19 protein-coding genes are annotated in these 15329 nt (G+C 70.9%); 17 read left to right on the forward strand and 2 right to left on the reverse strand.

The features are described 5' to 3' along the window. Positions 1 to 7: 7 nt before the first annotated feature. The gene (locus ACQEVG_RS09375) at positions 8 to 1612 is read right to left on the reverse strand and encodes an oxidoreductase (RefSeq protein WP_432979823.1); all 1605 of its coding nucleotides are present in this window, start codon (positions 1610 to 1612) and stop codon (positions 8 to 10) included. 149 nt (positions 1613 to 1761) lie between these two features. Between ACQEVG_RS09375 and hisD the strand changes: the two genes are divergently transcribed. From hisD to hisF, 8 genes are read left to right on the forward strand one after another with little or no spacing between them, the layout of a single operon-like run. Beyond that, positions 1762 to 3084, forward strand: coding sequence for a histidinol dehydrogenase (gene hisD, locus ACQEVG_RS09380; RefSeq protein WP_432979826.1), 1323 nt, complete (start codon positions 1762 to 1764; stop codon positions 3082 to 3084). Then, positions 3081 to 4199 carry a histidinol-phosphate transaminase gene (locus ACQEVG_RS09385; RefSeq protein ID WP_432979829.1) on the forward strand — a complete coding sequence of 373 codons (1119 nt, stop codon included), beginning with the start codon at positions 3081 to 3083 and terminating at the stop codon, positions 4197 to 4199. Before hisD ends, ACQEVG_RS09385 begins: the two co-directional genes overlap by 4 nt. After that, positions 4196 to 4789: an imidazoleglycerol-phosphate dehydratase HisB gene (gene hisB, locus ACQEVG_RS09390; RefSeq protein ID WP_142216534.1), complete on the forward strand. Its 594-nt coding sequence runs from the start codon at positions 4196 to 4198 to the stop codon at positions 4787 to 4789. The genes ACQEVG_RS09385 and hisB overlap by 4 nt, the downstream gene beginning before the upstream one ends. Positions 4790 to 4793: 4 nt before the next feature. Beyond that, positions 4794 to 4961 carry a hypothetical protein gene (locus ACQEVG_RS09395; protein ID WP_432979833.1) on the forward strand — a complete coding sequence of 56 codons (168 nt, stop codon included), beginning with the start codon at positions 4794 to 4796 and terminating at the stop codon, positions 4959 to 4961. Further along, positions 4958 to 5599, forward strand: a complete 642-nt coding sequence (gene hisH, locus ACQEVG_RS09400; protein WP_432979836.1) for an imidazole glycerol phosphate synthase subunit HisH — start codon at positions 4958 to 4960, stop codon at positions 5597 to 5599. The genes ACQEVG_RS09395 and hisH overlap by 4 nt, the downstream gene beginning before the upstream one ends. After that, positions 5599 to 6324: a bifunctional 1-(5-phosphoribosyl)-5-((5-phosphoribosylamino)methylideneamino)imidazole-4-carboxamide isomerase/phosphoribosylanthranilate isomerase PriA gene (gene priA / locus ACQEVG_RS09405; protein WP_432979839.1), complete on the forward strand. Its 726-nt coding sequence runs from the start codon at positions 5599 to 5601 to the stop codon at positions 6322 to 6324. The genes hisH and priA overlap by 1 nt, the downstream gene beginning before the upstream one ends. After that, positions 6321 to 6719, forward strand: a complete 399-nt coding sequence (locus ACQEVG_RS09410) for a RidA family protein (RefSeq protein WP_432979842.1) — start codon at positions 6321 to 6323, stop codon at positions 6717 to 6719. Before priA ends, ACQEVG_RS09410 begins: the two co-directional genes overlap by 4 nt. Beyond that, positions 6716 to 7471, forward strand: coding sequence for an imidazole glycerol phosphate synthase subunit HisF (hisF, locus tag ACQEVG_RS09415; RefSeq protein ID WP_360881646.1), 756 nt, complete (start codon positions 6716 to 6718; stop codon positions 7469 to 7471). The genes ACQEVG_RS09410 and hisF overlap by 4 nt, the downstream gene beginning before the upstream one ends. Before the next feature lie 27 nt (positions 7472 to 7498). Here hisF and ACQEVG_RS09420 read toward each other — a convergent pair whose 3' ends face one another. Further along, positions 7499 to 8134: a TIGR03085 family metal-binding protein gene (locus ACQEVG_RS09420; protein WP_432979846.1), complete on the reverse strand. Its 636-nt coding sequence runs from the start codon at positions 8132 to 8134 to the stop codon at positions 7499 to 7501. Positions 8135 to 8218: 84 nt separating this feature from the next. Here ACQEVG_RS09420 and hisI point away from each other — a divergent pair, with 84 nt between their 5' ends. The 9 genes from hisI to trpA all read left to right on the forward strand — a co-directional run bounded on the left by hisI (position 8219) and on the right by trpA (position 15317). Then, the gene (gene hisI / locus ACQEVG_RS09425; protein ID WP_432979849.1) at positions 8219 to 8581 is read left to right on the forward strand and encodes a phosphoribosyl-AMP cyclohydrolase; all 363 of its coding nucleotides are present in this window, start codon (positions 8219 to 8221) and stop codon (positions 8579 to 8581) included. 11 nt (positions 8582 to 8592) lie between these two features. Beyond that, complete coding sequence (locus ACQEVG_RS09430; RefSeq protein WP_432979852.1) at positions 8593 to 10077, forward strand: anthranilate synthase component I; 1485 nt, start codon at positions 8593 to 8595, stop codon at positions 10075 to 10077. Positions 10078 to 10094: 17 nt separating this feature from the next. Further along, positions 10095 to 10742, forward strand: a complete 648-nt coding sequence (locus ACQEVG_RS09435) for a TIGR02234 family membrane protein (protein WP_432979855.1) — start codon at positions 10095 to 10097, stop codon at positions 10740 to 10742. 135 nt (positions 10743 to 10877) lie between these two features. Next, positions 10878 to 11147, forward strand: coding sequence for an HGxxPAAW family protein (locus ACQEVG_RS09440; RefSeq protein WP_432979858.1), 270 nt, complete (start codon positions 10878 to 10880; stop codon positions 11145 to 11147). A 109-nt stretch (positions 11148 to 11256) separates the two neighbouring features. Beyond that, complete coding sequence (locus ACQEVG_RS09445) at positions 11257 to 11709, forward strand: DUF2752 domain-containing protein (RefSeq protein WP_432985201.1); 453 nt, start codon at positions 11257 to 11259, stop codon at positions 11707 to 11709. 112 nt (positions 11710 to 11821) lie between these two features. Then, on the forward strand, positions 11822 to 12631 hold the full coding sequence (trpC, locus tag ACQEVG_RS09450; protein ID WP_432979861.1) for an indole-3-glycerol phosphate synthase TrpC: 810 nt from the start codon (positions 11822 to 11824) through the stop codon (positions 12629 to 12631). Positions 12632 to 12638: 7 nt separating this feature from the next. Then, positions 12639 to 12872, forward strand: coding sequence for a tryptophan biosynthesis modulator TrpM (gene trpM, locus ACQEVG_RS09455; protein WP_432979864.1), 234 nt, complete (start codon positions 12639 to 12641; stop codon positions 12870 to 12872). Between the two features lie 391 nt (positions 12873 to 13263). After that, on the forward strand, positions 13264 to 14505 hold the full coding sequence (gene trpB / locus ACQEVG_RS09460) for a tryptophan synthase subunit beta (protein WP_432979868.1): 1242 nt from the start codon (positions 13264 to 13266) through the stop codon (positions 14503 to 14505). Then, positions 14502 to 15317 carry a tryptophan synthase subunit alpha gene (gene trpA / locus ACQEVG_RS09465; protein WP_432979871.1) on the forward strand — a complete coding sequence of 272 codons (816 nt, stop codon included), beginning with the start codon at positions 14502 to 14504 and terminating at the stop codon, positions 15315 to 15317. The genes trpB and trpA overlap by 4 nt, the downstream gene beginning before the upstream one ends. Positions 15318 to 15329: the final 12 nt, after the last annotated feature.

Below are 15329 nucleotides of genomic sequence, written 5' to 3' on the forward strand. Positions count from 1 at the left end.
AAGAACTTCAACCGCGGCGCAGCAGACGGGATGCGCCGGCCGCGACCGTCGTCGCGAGGATCCAGCCGAGCAGCACCAGCGCTGCCGACGCCCACTGCCAGCGGCTGTCGAGCTGCCAGTACCCGTCCTGGCCGAGATTGATCACCGGCACCAGCAGATCCAGGGCATAGAGCGCCGCGTTCCACTGCGGGTGCTCGTCGGCCTTGATCGGCGCCGGATCGATCTGGGCGAAGGCCAGTGCGCCCATCGCCCAGAGCACCGCCATCCACAGCGCGGCCCGGCCCGGGCGGTAGCCGTACGCCACCGTCCAGTCCTGGAGATAGCCCCAGAGCTTCGCGGCCAGCGGCAGCGTCTCACGGCGGCGGCGCTGCTTGGCGAGGAGCACCTGGCGGGCGTCCGCGTCCTCGCCGCTGTTGCGCAGCACGGTCGCGAGGCGTTCGTACGGCTCCGGGGAGTACTCCGGGGTCGCCGAAGCCACCCACTCCAGCCGGCGGCTGAGCGGGAAGGCCTCGTACGGAACGAGGTTCTCGTAGACGAAGCCGCCCATCGCGAGCCCGCCGGGCCCCGGCCAGCTCGCCGCCAGATCGATCAGCGTCACCACCTTCGCGCCGTTCAGCACGACACGCCCCTCCTCGGGGCGCTCGGCGTTGAAGCGCAGCTCCGGGGTGGCGATCCGGCGCAGCGACAGTTCCTCGCGCGAGCTCAGCACAAAGCGTGCCCGGTGCAGATCGACCGCGTCACCGAAACGCCCGTCGTCGAGCCGCACCCCGCCATGGCACTCGAAGGGCTGCAGCCGGGTGCCGCGCGTCGGTGTGCCCGCATTGGTGGCGATGCCGAACGGGGGAGTGGAGCCCTGGTTGCCCGTGGACTCGCTCACCCACGCGCCCGTCAGATAGAGCGTCCGCTCCACGCTCAGCTGCGGGGCGTTGAGCGCCCGCCGCTCGGCGGCCGCGCGCAGCCGGCTGCCGCGCAGGCTGAGCGAGACCCCGACCTTCGCGCCGCGCAGGCTGAACTCGCCGTAGGTCTCTATCAGTTCGGCCTGTAAGTCCTGCGCCACCGACATCCCGTCGGCGGTGATCGCCCGGCCCCGGCGGTCCGGCCGGACATGGATCTGGTTGAGCAGCAGATCGGTGCCGATCTGCGCGTCGGTGAGCCGGATGCCGTGCTCGACCCGGCAGCGCGGCAGATGGAGATCGCCCTCGGTGCGCAGCCGGGCCGCCTCGATCCGCGGGATCGCACAGCCGACCATGCGCACCGTGGTGAAGTGGGCCTCGGGCATCAGCAGTTCGCTGTCGAAGCGGCAGCCGTTCAGCTCGACGTACGGGGCGATGCTGCCGCCCGCGAGTTTGAGGGTGCCGGTGATCTGCACTCCGCGGAGCTTGAGGGCCGCGACCCGGCCGGGCCGCGCGGGCGGTCCGCTGAGCAGCAGCCGGGCGACGATGCTCGCACGGACGCTGCGCTCCTCGCCCCAGGGGCGTGGCGAGAAGGGATCGTTCAGCAAGGGGTTGGGATCGCTCAGGTCGTACGTACTCCCGTTTTTGAAGGCGTTCCACATGCGCAGCTCGGTCGGGCTCAGTCCGTCCGGCGGCCCGCCGTCCAGCGGCTCGGTCACTGCCGCTCCTCCGCTTCCTTCGTTCGTACAGATGTTCTTCCCGCTCAGTAACGGACTGAACGCTAGTGGTCATGGTCATGTTGCGGGACTCATATCAGCCAGTGATACGGACGACCACAGGCCGATTCCGGTCTGAGAGAATTGGTTCCGTGATCTCACGAATCGATCTGCGCGGCGACGCCCTCCCGGAGGGTGGCGCTCTGCGCGACCTGCTGCCCCGTGCCGAGTTCGACGTGGAAGCCGCCCTGGAGAAGGTGCGGCCCATCTGCGAGGCCGTGCATCATCGGGGCACCGCGGCACTGATCGACTACGCGGAGCGGTTCGACGGCGTCAAGCTGGAGCGGGTGCGGGTGCCCGCGGCTGCCATTGCCGACGCCCTGGAGCAGCTGGACCCCCAGGTCAAGGCCGCCCTGGAGGAGTCGATCCGGCGCGCCAGGATTGTGCACCGGGCGCAGCGTCGCAGCGAGCACACCACCCAGGTCGTCCCCGGCGGCAGCGTCACCGAGAAGTGGGTCCCGGTCGAGCGCGTCGGTCTGTACGCACCGGGCGGCCGCTCCGTCTACCCCTCCTCCGTGATCATGAACGCCGTACCGGCGCAGGAGGCCGGCGTCGAGTCCATCGCGCTCGCCTCGCCGCCGCAGAAGGAGTTCGGCGGACTGCCGCACCCGACGATTCTGGCCGCGTGCGCGCTGCTCGGCGTCGACGAGGTGTACGCCGCGGGCGGCGCCCAGGCCGTCGCCATGTTCGCGTACGGCACTGAGGAGTGCGCCCCGGCCAATATGGTCACGGGCCCGGGCAATATCTGGGTCGCCGCGGCCAAGCGGTACTTCACCGGACGTATCGGCATCGACACCGAGGCCGGACCGACCGAGATCGCGATCCTGGCCGACGAGAGTGCCGACCCGGTGCACGTCGCCGCCGACCTGATCAGCCAGGCCGAGCACGACCCGATGGCCGCCGCCGTGCTGGTCACCGACTCCACCCAGCTGGCGGACGCGGTCGAGAAGGAGCTGGAGCCGCAGATCGCGGCCACCAGGCACATCGAGGACCGGATCGTCCCCGCACTGAGCGGCAAGCAGTCCGCAATCGTCCTGGTCGACGGCGTCGAGGAGGGCCTGCGGGTCGTCAACGCCTACGGAGCCGAGCACCTGGAGATCCAGACCGTCGACGCCTCCGCGGTCGCCGCCCGCGTCCGCAACGCCGGCGCGATCTTCGTCGGCCCCTGGGCGCCGGTCTCACTCGGGGACTACTGCGCGGGCTCCAACCATGTCCTGCCGACCGGCGGCTGCGCCTGCCACTCCTCCGGCCTGTCCGTACAGTCCTTCCTGCGCGGGATCCACATCGTGGACTACACGCGGGACGCGCTCGCCGAGGTCACCCACCACGTGGTGACGCTCGCGGAGGCCGAGGACCTGCCCGCGCACGGAGCCGCGATGAAGGCGCGCTTCGGGTGGAAGGTGCCGAAGGCATGACCGGCATCGACGACCTTCCCGTACGGGACGAGCTGCGGGGCAAGTCCCCTTACGGCGCGCCCCAGTTGGACGTTCCCGTACAACTGAACACCAACGAGAACCCGTATCCGCTGCCCGAGCCGCTCGTCGAGCGGATCGCCGAGCGGGTCACCGAGGCCGCGCGCGGGCTCAACCGCTACCCCGACCGGGACGCGGTGGAGCTGCGCACCGAGCTGGCCGCGTATCTGACCCGCACCGCAAAGCACCCGGTCGGCATCCAGAACGTATGGGCGGCCAACGGCTCCAACGAGGTCATCCAGCAGCTGCTGCAGACCTTCGGCGGCCCGGGCCGTACCGCGATCGGCTTCGAGCCCTCGTACTCGATGCACGCGCTCATCGCGCGCGGCACCGGCACCGGCTGGATCTCGGGCCCGCGCAACGACGACTTCACCATCGACCTCGCGGCGGCCGAGCAGGCCATCGCCGAGAACGCGCCGGACGTCGTCTTCATCACCTCGCCCAACAACCCCACGGGCACCGCGGTCGAGGCCGAAACGGTTCTCGCGCTGTACGAGGCCGCCCAGGCCGCCAGGGCTGCTCATGCCGGGGCGATAGTCGTGGTCGACGAGGCGTACGTCGAATTCAGCCACCGCCCCTCGCTGCTGCCGCTGATCGAGGGCCGGCCGAACCTGGTGGTCTCGCGCACCATGTCCAAGGCCTTCGGCGCGGCCGGTCTGCGCCTGGGCTATCTGGCCGCGCACCCCGCCGTGGTCGACGCCGTCCAGCTGGTGCGGCTGCCGTATCACCTGTCCGCCGTCACCCAGGCCACCGCGCTCGCCGCGCTGGAGCACACCGATACGCTGCTCGGGTATGTCGAGCAGCTGAAGACCGAGCGGGACCGGCTGGTCACCGAGCTGCGGGCGATCGGCTGGGAGGTCACCGAATCGGACGCGAACTTCGTCCAGTTCGGCCGCTTCACCGACAGCCACGAGGCCTGGCAGAAGATCCTGGACCGCGGCGTCCTGGTCCGTGACAACTCAGTGCCCGGGTGGCTGCGCGTCACCGCCGGCACCCCCGAAGAGAACGACGCGTTCCTCGACGCGGTTCGTGAGCTGAAGAAGGAGTACGACGCATGAGCCGGGTTGGCCGTGTCGAACGCACCACCAAGGAGACGTCCGTCGTCGTCGAGATCGACCTCGACGGCCACGGAAAGGTCGATGTGTCGACCGGGGTCGGCTTCTACGACCACATGCTCGACCAGCTCGGCCGCCACGGTCTGTTCGACCTCACCGTGAAGACCGAGGGCGATCTGCACATCGACTCGCACCACACCATCGAGGACACCGCCCTCGCTCTGGGCGCCGCCTTCAAGCAGGCGCTCGGCGACAAGGTGGGGATCTATCGATTCGGCAACTGCACCGTGCCGCTGGACGAGTCCCTTGCCCAGGTCACCGTGGACCTCTCGGGACGCCCCTACCTCGTGCACACCGAGCCCGAGAACATGGCGCCCATGATCGGCTCGTACGACACGACGATGACCCGGCACATCCTGGAGTCCTTCGTCGCGCAGGCCCAGATCGCGCTGCACGTGCACGTCCCGTACGGGCGCAACGCGCACCACATCGTGGAGTGCCAGTTCAAGGCGCTGGCCCGGGCCCTGCGCTACGCCAGTGAGCGCGACCCGCGCGCCGCCGGCATCCTCCCCTCCACGAAGGGCGCCCTGTAACTTCATGACCGGCCTCTCCACCGTCCTCATCGTCGTCGGGCTGTTTCTCGCCGGCGGTGTCTACTCGTTCGTCAAGCAGGACATGCCCAAGGGCCTGATCGTGCTCCTCGGCATCGGCTCCGTGATGTGCCTCGTCGCCGGTGTCCTGCGGATTCAGGGGATCTGGGAATGAGCGCACCCAAGAAGGTCGTCGTCTTCGACTACGGATTCGGCAACGTCCGCTCCGCCGAGCGCGCTCTGGCGCGCGTCGGCGCGGACGTCGAGATCACCCGCGACTTCGACGCCGCCATGAACGCCGACGGGCTCCTCGTGCCCGGCGTCGGCGCCTTCTCCGCCTGCATGGAGGGCCTGAAGAAGGCCCGCGGCGAGTGGATCGTCGGCCGCCGCCTCTCCGGCGGCCGCCCGGTCATGGGCATCTGCGTCGGCATGCAGATCCTCTTCGCGCGCGGCATCGAGCACGGCGTGGAGACCGAGGGCCTCGACGAGTGGCCCGGCACGGTCGGCCCCCTCAAGGCCCCGATCGTCCCCCACATGGGCTGGAACACCGTTCAGGCGCCCGCCGGCAGCCGGCTCTTCGCCGGTGTCGAGCCCGACGCCCGCTTCTACTTCGTGCACTCCTACGCCGTGCACGAGTGGGAGCTGGAGATCACCAACCCCGCCATCCGCGCGCCCCACGTCACCTGGGCCACGCACGGCGAGCGCTTTGTCGCCGCCGTGGAGAACAACGCGCTGTGGGCGACGCAGTTCCACCCCGAGAAGTCCGGCGACGCCGGCGCCCAGCTGCTGACCAACTGGATTGAGACGCTGTAATGCCGAAGCTTGAACTCCTGCCCGCAGTCGACGTCCGCGACGGCCAGGCCGTCCGCCTGGTACATGGCGAGTCCGGTACGGAGACCTCGTACGGCTCCCCGCTGGAGGCTGCCCTGACCTGGCAGCGCGCCGGCGCCGAGTGGCTGCATCTGGTCGACCTGGACGCCGCGTTCGGCACCGGCGACAACCGGGCGCTGATCGCCGAGGTCGCCAGGGCCATGGACATCAAGGTCGAGCTCTCCGGCGGCATCCGCGACGACGCCTCGCTCGCGGCCGCGCTGGCCACCGGCTGCACCCGGGTCAACCTGGGCACGGCCGCGCTGGAGACCCCCGAGTGGGTCGCCAAGGTCATCGCCGAGCACGGCGACAAGATCGCGGTAGGCCTGGACGTACGGGGCACGACGCTGCGCGGCCGCGGCTGGACCCGCGACGGCGGCGACCTCTACGAGACGCTGGCCCGCCTCGACTCCGAGGGCTGCGCCCGTTACGTCGTCACCGACATCGCCAAGGACGGCACGCTGCAGGGCCCCAACCTGGAGCTGCTGCGGAACGTCTGCGCGGCCACCGACAAGCCCGTCGTCGCCTCAGGCGGCGTCTCGTCGCTCGACGACCTTCGAGCGATCGCGTCTCTTGTGCCGCAGGGTGTGGAGGGCGCGATCGTGGGCAAGGCGCTGTACGCGAAGGCGTTCACCCTGGAAGAGGCCCTGGAGGCTGTGTCCGAATGACCGGCGTACGGCGCGTGCAGAGCGGCAGTCCCTGGGAAGAGACCATCGGCTTCGCGCGCGCTGTCGCGGCGGGCGACCGGGTACTCGTGGCGGGTACCACGTCCTTCAAGGGCCGGGTGCTGTACGGCGAGGGCGATCCGTACGAGCAGACACGGGTGGCCTTCGGCAACGCGCTTGAAGCGCTGAAGGAATTCGGGCTCGGTGCCGAGTCGGTGATCCGCACCCGGATGTATCTGACCCATGCGCGCGATGTCGACGAGGTGTCCCGGGCACACAAGGAGTTGTTCGACTCCGTGCGCCCAGCCGCGACCCTCCTGGTGGTCGAGGGTTTCGTCGACCCGCGCATCCTGGTCGAAGTAGAAGTCGAAGCCTTCCGAGGAGCAGAGCAGTCATGACCCTCGCGGTCCGAGTCATCCCCTGCCTGGACGTGGACAACGGCCGGGTCGTCAAGGGCGTCAACTTCCAGAATCTGCGCGACGCCGGCGACCCCGTCGAGATGGCCAAGCTGTACGACGCCGAGGGCGCCGACGAGCTGACCTTCCTCGACATCACGGCCTCGTCCGGCAACCGGGAGACGACGTACGACGTGGTGCGCCGCACCGCCGAGCAGGTGTTCATCCCGCTGACCGTGGGCGGCGGCGTACGCAGCGCCGACGATGTGGACAAGCTGCTGCGCGCGGGCGCCGACAAGGTCGGGGTGAACACCGCGGCGATCGCCCGACCCGAGCTGATCCGCGAGATCGCCGAGCGCTTCGGCCGCCAGGTGCTGGTGCTGTCGGTCGACGCCCGCCGTACCGAGTCGGGCTCGTTCGAGGTGACGACGCACGGCGGCCGCAAGGGCACCGGCATCGACGCCGTCGAATGGGCGCACCGGGCCGCCGATCTCGGCGCGGGCGAGATCCTGCTCAACTCGATGGACGCGGACGGCACGAAGGACGGCTACGACACGGAGATGATCGCGGCGGTACGGAAGCACGTCACCGTCCCGGTCATCGCCTCCGGTGGTGCGGGCAGGCTTGCGGACTTCCCGCCCGCGATCGCTGCGGGCGCGGACGCGGTGCTCGCGGCTTCGGTCTTCCACTTCGGCGACCTGCGCATCTCGCAGGTGAAGGACACCCTGCGGGAGGCCGGGCACCCGGTCCGCTGAAGCCCGGCTGCCGCGCCGGAGCCGGGGTCACATGTCGAACGGGCTGACCTCGTGCAGCCGGGCGATCGACTCCTTGTCGCCCTCCAGATCCACCTGGGCCACGTCCTGCCGCCCGAACGCGAACATCGTCAGCTCGCTCGGCTCCCCGGTCACGGTCACCACCGGGGTGCCGCGGTGGGCCACCGCCGTCTGCCCGTCCGTACGCCGCAGCACCAGACCCACCGGCGACCTGCGGCCCAGCAGCCGGGCCGCCTTCTCAAGACGCGACCACAGCGCGTTCTCGAACACCTGGTCCAGCTGCCGCGGCGTCCATTCCGGCTGCGCCCGCCGCACATCCTCGGAGTGCACAAAGAACTCGACGGTGTTCGCCGCCTCGTCGATCTGCTTGATCCCGTAAAACGACATCCGCGGTGGCCCCGTACGGATCAGCTGGATCAGCTCCTCGTACGGCTTCGCGGCGAACTCTGCCTGCACCCGCTCCAGACGGTCCCGGAGCACGCCGAGCAGTATCCCGCCGGCCGCGTCGGGCCGCCGCTCGCGCACCACCACATGGGCGGCGAGATCCCAGGTCGTCCAGCCGGCACACAGAGTCCGGGCCTCGGGGCCCACCATCTCCAACAGGTCGGCGAGCATAAGTCGTTCACGCTTGGCATGGGTCGACATGCCCGCCAGCGTACGGCCGGGGCACCCGGTCCGCCCAGTGGACGCACCGACCGTCACTCTCGTCGGGCACGGCACAATGGCCGTATGACCAGCAGTGTCCCCGCAAACTCCCTCGATCCCGCCGTCGCCGCCCGCCTCAGGCGCAGCGCCGACGGCCTGCTCCCGGCCATCGCCCAGCAGTACGACACCGGTGAGGTGCTGATGCTGGGCTGGATGGACGACGAGGCCCTGCACCGCACCCTGACCACCGGCCGCTGTACCTACTGGTCCCGCAGCCGCCAGGAGTACTGGGTCAAGGGCGACACCTCAGGCCATGTCCAGTACGTCAAGTCGGTCGCCCTGGACTGCGACGCCGACGCGATCCTCGTCAAGGTCGACCAGATCGGCGCCGCCTGCCACACAGGGGACCGCACCTGCTTCGACGCCGACGTCCTGCTGGACAAGTAGGGTCGGGCGCCATGGATCTCGAGACGTTCCGCAAGCTGGCCGCCGACCGCCGTGTCGTCCCCGTCAGCCGCCGCCTCCTCGCGGACGGCGACACCCCGGTCGGGCTCTACCGCAAGCTCGCCGCCGAGCGGCCCGGCACCTTCCTCCTCGAGTCCGCCGAGAACGGCCGCTCCTGGTCGCGCTACTCCTTCGTGGGCGTCCGCAGCGCGGGCACGCTCACCGAGCGTGACGGCCAGGCCCACTGGCTCGGCACACCGCCGGTCGGCGTCCCGGTCGACGGCGACCCGCTCGAGGCCCTGCGCACGACCGTCGAGGCGTTGCACACTCCCCGCGACCTCGCCTCCGGTATGCCGCCCTTCACCGGCGGCATGGTCGGCTATCTCGGGTACGACATCGTCCGCAGGCTGGAGAAGATCGGCCCCGGCGAGCGCGACGACCTGAAGCTCCCCGAGCTGACCATGCTGCTCACCTCGGACCTCGCTGTGCTCGACCACTGGGACGGCACCGTCCTGCTGATCGCCAACGCCATCAACCACAACGACCTCGACACCGGCGTGGACGAGGCGTACGCGGACGCCGTCGCCCGTCTCGACGCCATGGAGAGCGACCTCGCGCGGCCGCTCGCATCGGAGCCCGCCGCGCTGCCGCCCTCCGAGCTGCCGGAGTTCTCCGCGCTGTGGGGCGGCAAGGCCTACCAGGACGCGGTCGACGACATCAAGGAGCGCATCCGGGCGGGCGAGGCCTTCCAGGTCGTGCCGTCCCAGCGGTTCGAAACCCCTTGCCGCGCAAGCGCGCTGGACGTCTATCGCGTGCTGCGGGCCACCAATCCGTCGCCGTACATGTACCTCTTCCGCTTCGACGGCTTCGACGTGGTGGGTTCCTCCCCCGAAGCTCTCGTCAAGGTCGAGGACGGGCACGCCATGGTGCACCCGATCGCCGGCACCCGGCCGCGCGGTGCGACGCCGCAGGAGGACCAGGCGCTCGCCGACGAGCTGCTGGCCGACCCCAAGGAGCGCGCCGAGCATCTGATGCTCGTCGACCTCGGCCGCAACGACCTGGGCCGGGTCTGCGCGCCCGGCAGCGTCGAGGTCGTCGACTTCATGTCGATCGAGCGGTACTCCCACGTCATGCACATCGTCTCGACCGTGACCGGCCAGGTCGCCGAGGGCCGTACCGCGTTCGACGTGCTCACCGCCTGCTTCCCCGCGGGCACGCTGTCCGGGGCGCCCAAGCCCCGCGCGATGCAGATCATCGACGAGCTGGAGCCCTCGCGGCGCGGGCTGTACGGCGGCTGCGTCGGCTATCTCGACTTCGCCGGGGACTCCGACACCGCGATCGCCATCCGCACCGCGCTGCTGCGCGACGGCACGGCATACGTCCAGGCCGGAGCCGGTGTGGTGGCCGACTCGGACCCGGTCGGCGAGGACACCGAGTGCCGCAACAAGGCGGCCGCGGTGCTCCGCGCCGTACACACGGCGAACCGCCTGGGCGGTTGAATCGGCGGTAAGGGATAGTGGGGTATGTGAGCGCTGTACCCGTACCCCAGCCACGCGCCGAAGCCGCGTCCGCCGCCCTGAGCAGCCGGCGCAGCCTCGCCGCCGCCCTGTTCCTCGGCGCCGTGGGCGCGACCGTCGTCCTGCTCGCCGCCGGCCAGATCTGGGCCGAGGGCACGGCGGCCGTCGGCGGCGGCAGCCTGCCGCTCGACGCCCGGGGCAGCGATGTCACCGGCGTCCCGACGGCGCTCGCGATCGTCGGCCTGGCCGCCCTCGTCGCCGTCTTCGCGGTCCGCAGGGCCGGCCGGCTGCTCGTCTCCGTACTGCTCGCCCTCAGCGGCGCCGGCGCGGCGTTCGCCGCGTTCCTGGGGGCCTCCGACAGCGCGGCACTCGACGAGAAGGCGGCGAAGACCACCGGCGACAGCTCCGCCACCGTCGACGCCCTCACGCACACGCCCTGGCCGTACGTGACCGTGGCCGGCGGCGTGCTGATCCTGCTCGCGGGCCTGCTCGCGCTGCGCTACGGCAAGCTGTGGCCCGCGATGTCCGGCCGGTACGAGCGCGACGGCAACCCGAGGCCCCGTAAGGCCGCGGTCGTGGACCCGGACCGGCCCGAGGACCTCTGGAAGGCCCTGGACCGAGGCGAGGACCCGACGCAAGAAGCGTGAGGTACCCCGGCCGGAGACACGGCCTACGTGACAGACCCCACGTCACCGCGATGCACGGCGTACGGGACAATGATGGGCGAGCGTCCGGCTCACCACAGAGCAATCAGCCACAGAACATCACGGAGGAGCACACACATGGCGGGCAGCAGCCACGGACACACCCCGGCCGCCTGGACCGGCGTCACCATCGTCTTCATCGGCTTCTGCATCGCCGGCGTCTTCATGGTGGCCGCCAATCCGCTCGGCTTCTGGGGCGGCATCGTCGTCATCCTCCTCGGCGGCGTTGTCGGCGGTGCGATGAAGGCCGCGGGCCTGGGCATGCCGAAGGAGTCAGCGCAGCTCCGGACGCAGCCGGCCGCGGCGACCGCCACGGCGCAGCCGGCCACGGCGGAGACGTCCGCCTGACGTCGTCCCGCCCGACGTCCGCCGCGGCCCTGCCGTACGCGAGGCGCAGCCCCGTTCCCACCGGGATGCGCCTTTCCGTGTGAACGGGCAGAATCACGGCGTGGACGCCATGCCTTCCCCGCCCCCTTCGCCTCCTGCCCCCTTTCCCGGCGAGCCCGGTCCCGGGCCGCTCACGCGGCGTCTTGCCGCGCCCCTGGTCACCTTTGCCGGAGTCGCGGCGGCCTTCGCCTTCGTCGGCACGGTCGACCCGAATGAACCGGGCCACTACCCGGTCTGCCCCCTGCTCCGTTTCACCGGGATCTACTGCCCCGGCTGCGGCGGCCTGCGCAGCGCGCATGCCTTCATCCACGGCGATCTGACGACCGCGCTCGGGTCCAATGCCATGGCCGTCGTGGGCTACGGAGTCTTCGCCGTGGTGTGGGTGGTGTGGCTGATTCGCGCGGTACGGGGCGTGCCCGTCCGGATCGCCGTGGCACCGGTGTGGTGGTGGGCGCTCGGCGGCCTCGGGCTGATCTTCAGCGTGGTGCGGAACCTTCCGTTCGGCTCTGCCCTGGCTCCGTGAAGTCCCAGGTAGTGGGACAGCCGTCAACCGGATGCGAGCCCGGGGCCCTCCTGCGGATACCATCGACATGGCTGATCCTGAACCATCACCGTCCCGGAAGGGGGCTGCTCGCGTGAGTGTGCTCGACGAGATCATTGAAGGCGTGCGCGCCGACCTCGCAGAGCGGCAGGCGCGTGTCAGCCTCGACGAGCTCAAGGAGCGCGTCGGCAAGGCTCCCGCGGCCAAGGACGGCGTCGCCGCGCTGCGTGGCGAGGGCGTCCATGTGATCTGCGAGGTCAAGCGCTCCAGCCCGTCGAAGGGCGCGCTCGCCGCGATCGCCGACCCGGCCGGGCTCGCCGCGGACTACGAGGCGGGCGGCGCGGCCGTCATCTCCGTACTGACCGAGCAGCGCCGCTTCGGCGGTTCGCTCGAGGACCTGGAGGCCGTCCGCGCCCGGGTGGACATCCCGGTGCTGCGCAAGGACTTCATCGTCACCGCGTACCAGCTGTGGGAGGCCAGGGCGTACGGCGCCGACCTCGTGCTGCTGATCGTCGCCGCGCTGGAGCAGGAGGCGCTGGTCTCGCTGATCGAGCGCGCGGAGTCGATCGGGCTGACCCCGCTGGTCGAGGTGCACGACGAGGACGAGGTCGAGCGGGCGGTGGAGGCCGGTGCGAAGATCATCGGTGTCAATGCGCGCGACCTGAAGACGCTCAAGGTCGACCGGGCGACGTTCGACCGCGTCGCGCCCGAGATCCCGGCGCACATCGTCAAGATCGCCGAGTCCGGTGTGCGCGGTCCGCACGACCTGATCGCCTACGCCAACGCGGGCGCCGACGCGGTGCTCGTCGGCGAGTCCCTGGTCACCGGCCGCGACCCCAAGTCGGCAGTCGCCGACCTGGTGGCGGCGGGGGCGCACCCGGCCCTGCGGCACGGGCGGAGCTGACCCCTCGATGACCGTCCGCTGCGTCTGCCGACCGACCACCGCGGGCCGCCGTCCGCGGCCGGCCGGTGTGCGCGCCGGACTGCCCGCGCGGGACCCGCACGCACCGCTCGCGCGGGGCTGCAAGCCGCGCGGCTGCCGGGCCCCGGCCAGGCGGGTGCACGGCCGGCGGGTGCGGTATGTCATCGGCTCGGAGCCGGGCCAGGTCAACGGCATGCGATGGCGCGGGGCCTGCGCGCGCTAGGCGTCCCGCTGCGCGGGGCTGTTCCCCTACCCGCCCCTTCCCGAATCGGGGCTCCGCCCCGAACCCCGTATGCGACCTTCGGCCGCATGTCCTCGATCTCCCCCAAACTTCGTCCGGGGGGACCCCAGACGGGGCTTGCATTTCTCGCCGGTCGGCCTGAAGCCTCAGGCCGACCGGCGGAAAATCAGCCCCGTGCGGGTCCGGGGGCCGGCCCCCGGTTACGGGATGGGGGTACTCCCCCTGGCTGCGCCGGGGGCACCCCCACCCAGGCGAAGCTCTGGGGGAGGGCGGGGTTGGGGAAATCCCCGCCCGGTCACCCACGACGCGCGCATACCGTGTCCCCTGCACACCAGACTTCTGGGGCGTCAGCCCCTTCTGAGGAGTACGTCGGATGTCTTCTGACTTCTTCATTCCCGACCCGGAGGGTCAAGTTCCCACCCCCGAGGGCTACTTCGGCGCCTTCGGCGGCAAGTTCATCCCCGAGGCCCTCGTCGCCGCCGTCGACGAGGTCGCCGTCGAGTACGACAAGGCAAAGGCCGACCCCGCCTTCGTCGCCGAGCTCAACGAGCTCATGGTCAACTACACCGGCCGCCCCAGCGCGCTCACCGAGGTGCCCCGGTTCGCCGAGCACGCCGGCGGTGCCCGGGTCTTCCTGAAGCGGGAGGACCTGAACCACACGGGATCGCACAAGATCAACAACGTTCTCGGCCAGGCGCTGCTCACCAAGCGCATGGGCAAGACCCGCGTCATCGCCGAGACCGGCGCCGGCCAGCACGGCGTCGCCACCGCGACCGCCTGCGCCCTCTTCGGCCTCGAGTGCACGATCTACATGGGCGAGATCGACACCCAGCGCCAGGCCCTGAACGTGGCGCGGATGCGGATCCTCGGTGCCGAGGTCATCCCGGTGACCTCCGGCAGCCGGACCCTGAAGGACGCCATCAACGAGGCCTTCCGCGACTGGGTCGCCAATGTGGACCGTACGCACTATCTCTTCGGCACGGTCGCCGGACCGCACCCCTTCCCCGCGATGGTCCGCGACTTCCACCGGGTCATCGGCGTCGAGGCCCGCCGCCAGATCCTGGAGCGGGCCGGCCGGCTGCCGGACGCGGCCGTCGCCTGCGTCGGCGGCGGATCCAACGCGATCGGACTGTTCCACGCCTTCATCCCGGACGCGGACGTACGCCTCGTGGGCTGCGAGCCCGCGGGGCACGGCATCGAGTCCGGCGAGCACGCGGCCACCCTGACCGCGGGCGAGCCCGGCATCCTGCACGGTTCACGCTCGTACGTCCTGCAGGACGAGGAGGGCCAGATCACCGAGCCCTACTCGATCTCCGCCGGACTCGACTACCCGGGCATCGGCCCCGAGCACTCGTACCTCAAGGACATCGGCCGCGGCGAGTACCGCGCGGTGACCGACGACGAGGCCATGCAGGCGCTGCGGCTGCTGTCCCGTACCGAGGGCATCATTCCGGCGATCGAGTCCGCGCACGCGCTCGCCGGAGCGCTGGAGCTCGGCAAGGAGCTCGGCAAGGACGGGTTGATCCTGGTCAATCTGTCCGGCCGCGGCGACAAGGACATGGACACGGCCGCCCGGTACTTCGGGCTCTACGACGGCGAGGGGGACGCGAAGTGAGCGGGAACATCAAGCTGTTGAACGAGACCCTGGCGCAGGCCAGGGACGAGAACCGGGCCGCGCTCATCGCGTATCTCCCGGCCGGCTTCCCGAGCGTCGACGGCGGCATCGAGGCGGTCAAGGCCGCCCTGGACGGCGGCGCCGACGTGGTCGAGGTCGGACTGCCGCACAGCGACCCCGTCCTGGACGGGCCGGTCATCCAGACCGCCGACGACATCGCGCTGCGCGGCGGCGTGAAGATCGCCGATGTGATGCGTACGGTCCGCGAGGCGCACGAGGCCACCGGGAAACCGGTGCTCGTCATGACGTACTGGAATCCGATCGACCGGTACGGCATCGAGCGCTTCACCGCCGAGCTCGCCGAGGCGGGCGGCGCGGGCTGCATCCTGCCCGACCTGCCGGTCGAGGAGGCCGGTGTGTGGCGCGAGCACGCCGAGAAGCACGGCCTCGCCACGGTCTTCGTCGTCGCGCCGAGCAGCAAGGACGCCCGGCTGGCGAAGATCACGGCGGCCGGTTCCGGCTTTGTGTACGCGGCATCGCTGATGGGCGTCACCGGCACCCGTGAGTCGGTGGGTGCGCAGGCTCAGGACCTGGTACGGCGTACCCGCGCCGCCACCGACCTGCCGGTCTGCGTGGGCCTCGGCGTCTCCAACCCCGATCAGGCCGCGGAGGTCGCCGGCTTCGCCGACGGCGTGATCGTCGGGTCCGCTTTCGTCAAGCGGCTCCTCGACGCACCCGACCGCTCCGCGGGCCTGCTGGCCGTACGGGAACTCGCGGCCGATCTCGCCCGGGGCGTGCGCCGGGACCGGTAGCTCGTACGAGTG

This window comes from Streptomyces sp. CA-135486 (genome assembly GCF_050936555.1).
Lineage (GTDB): Bacteria > Actinomycetota > Actinomycetes > Streptomycetales > Streptomycetaceae > Streptomyces.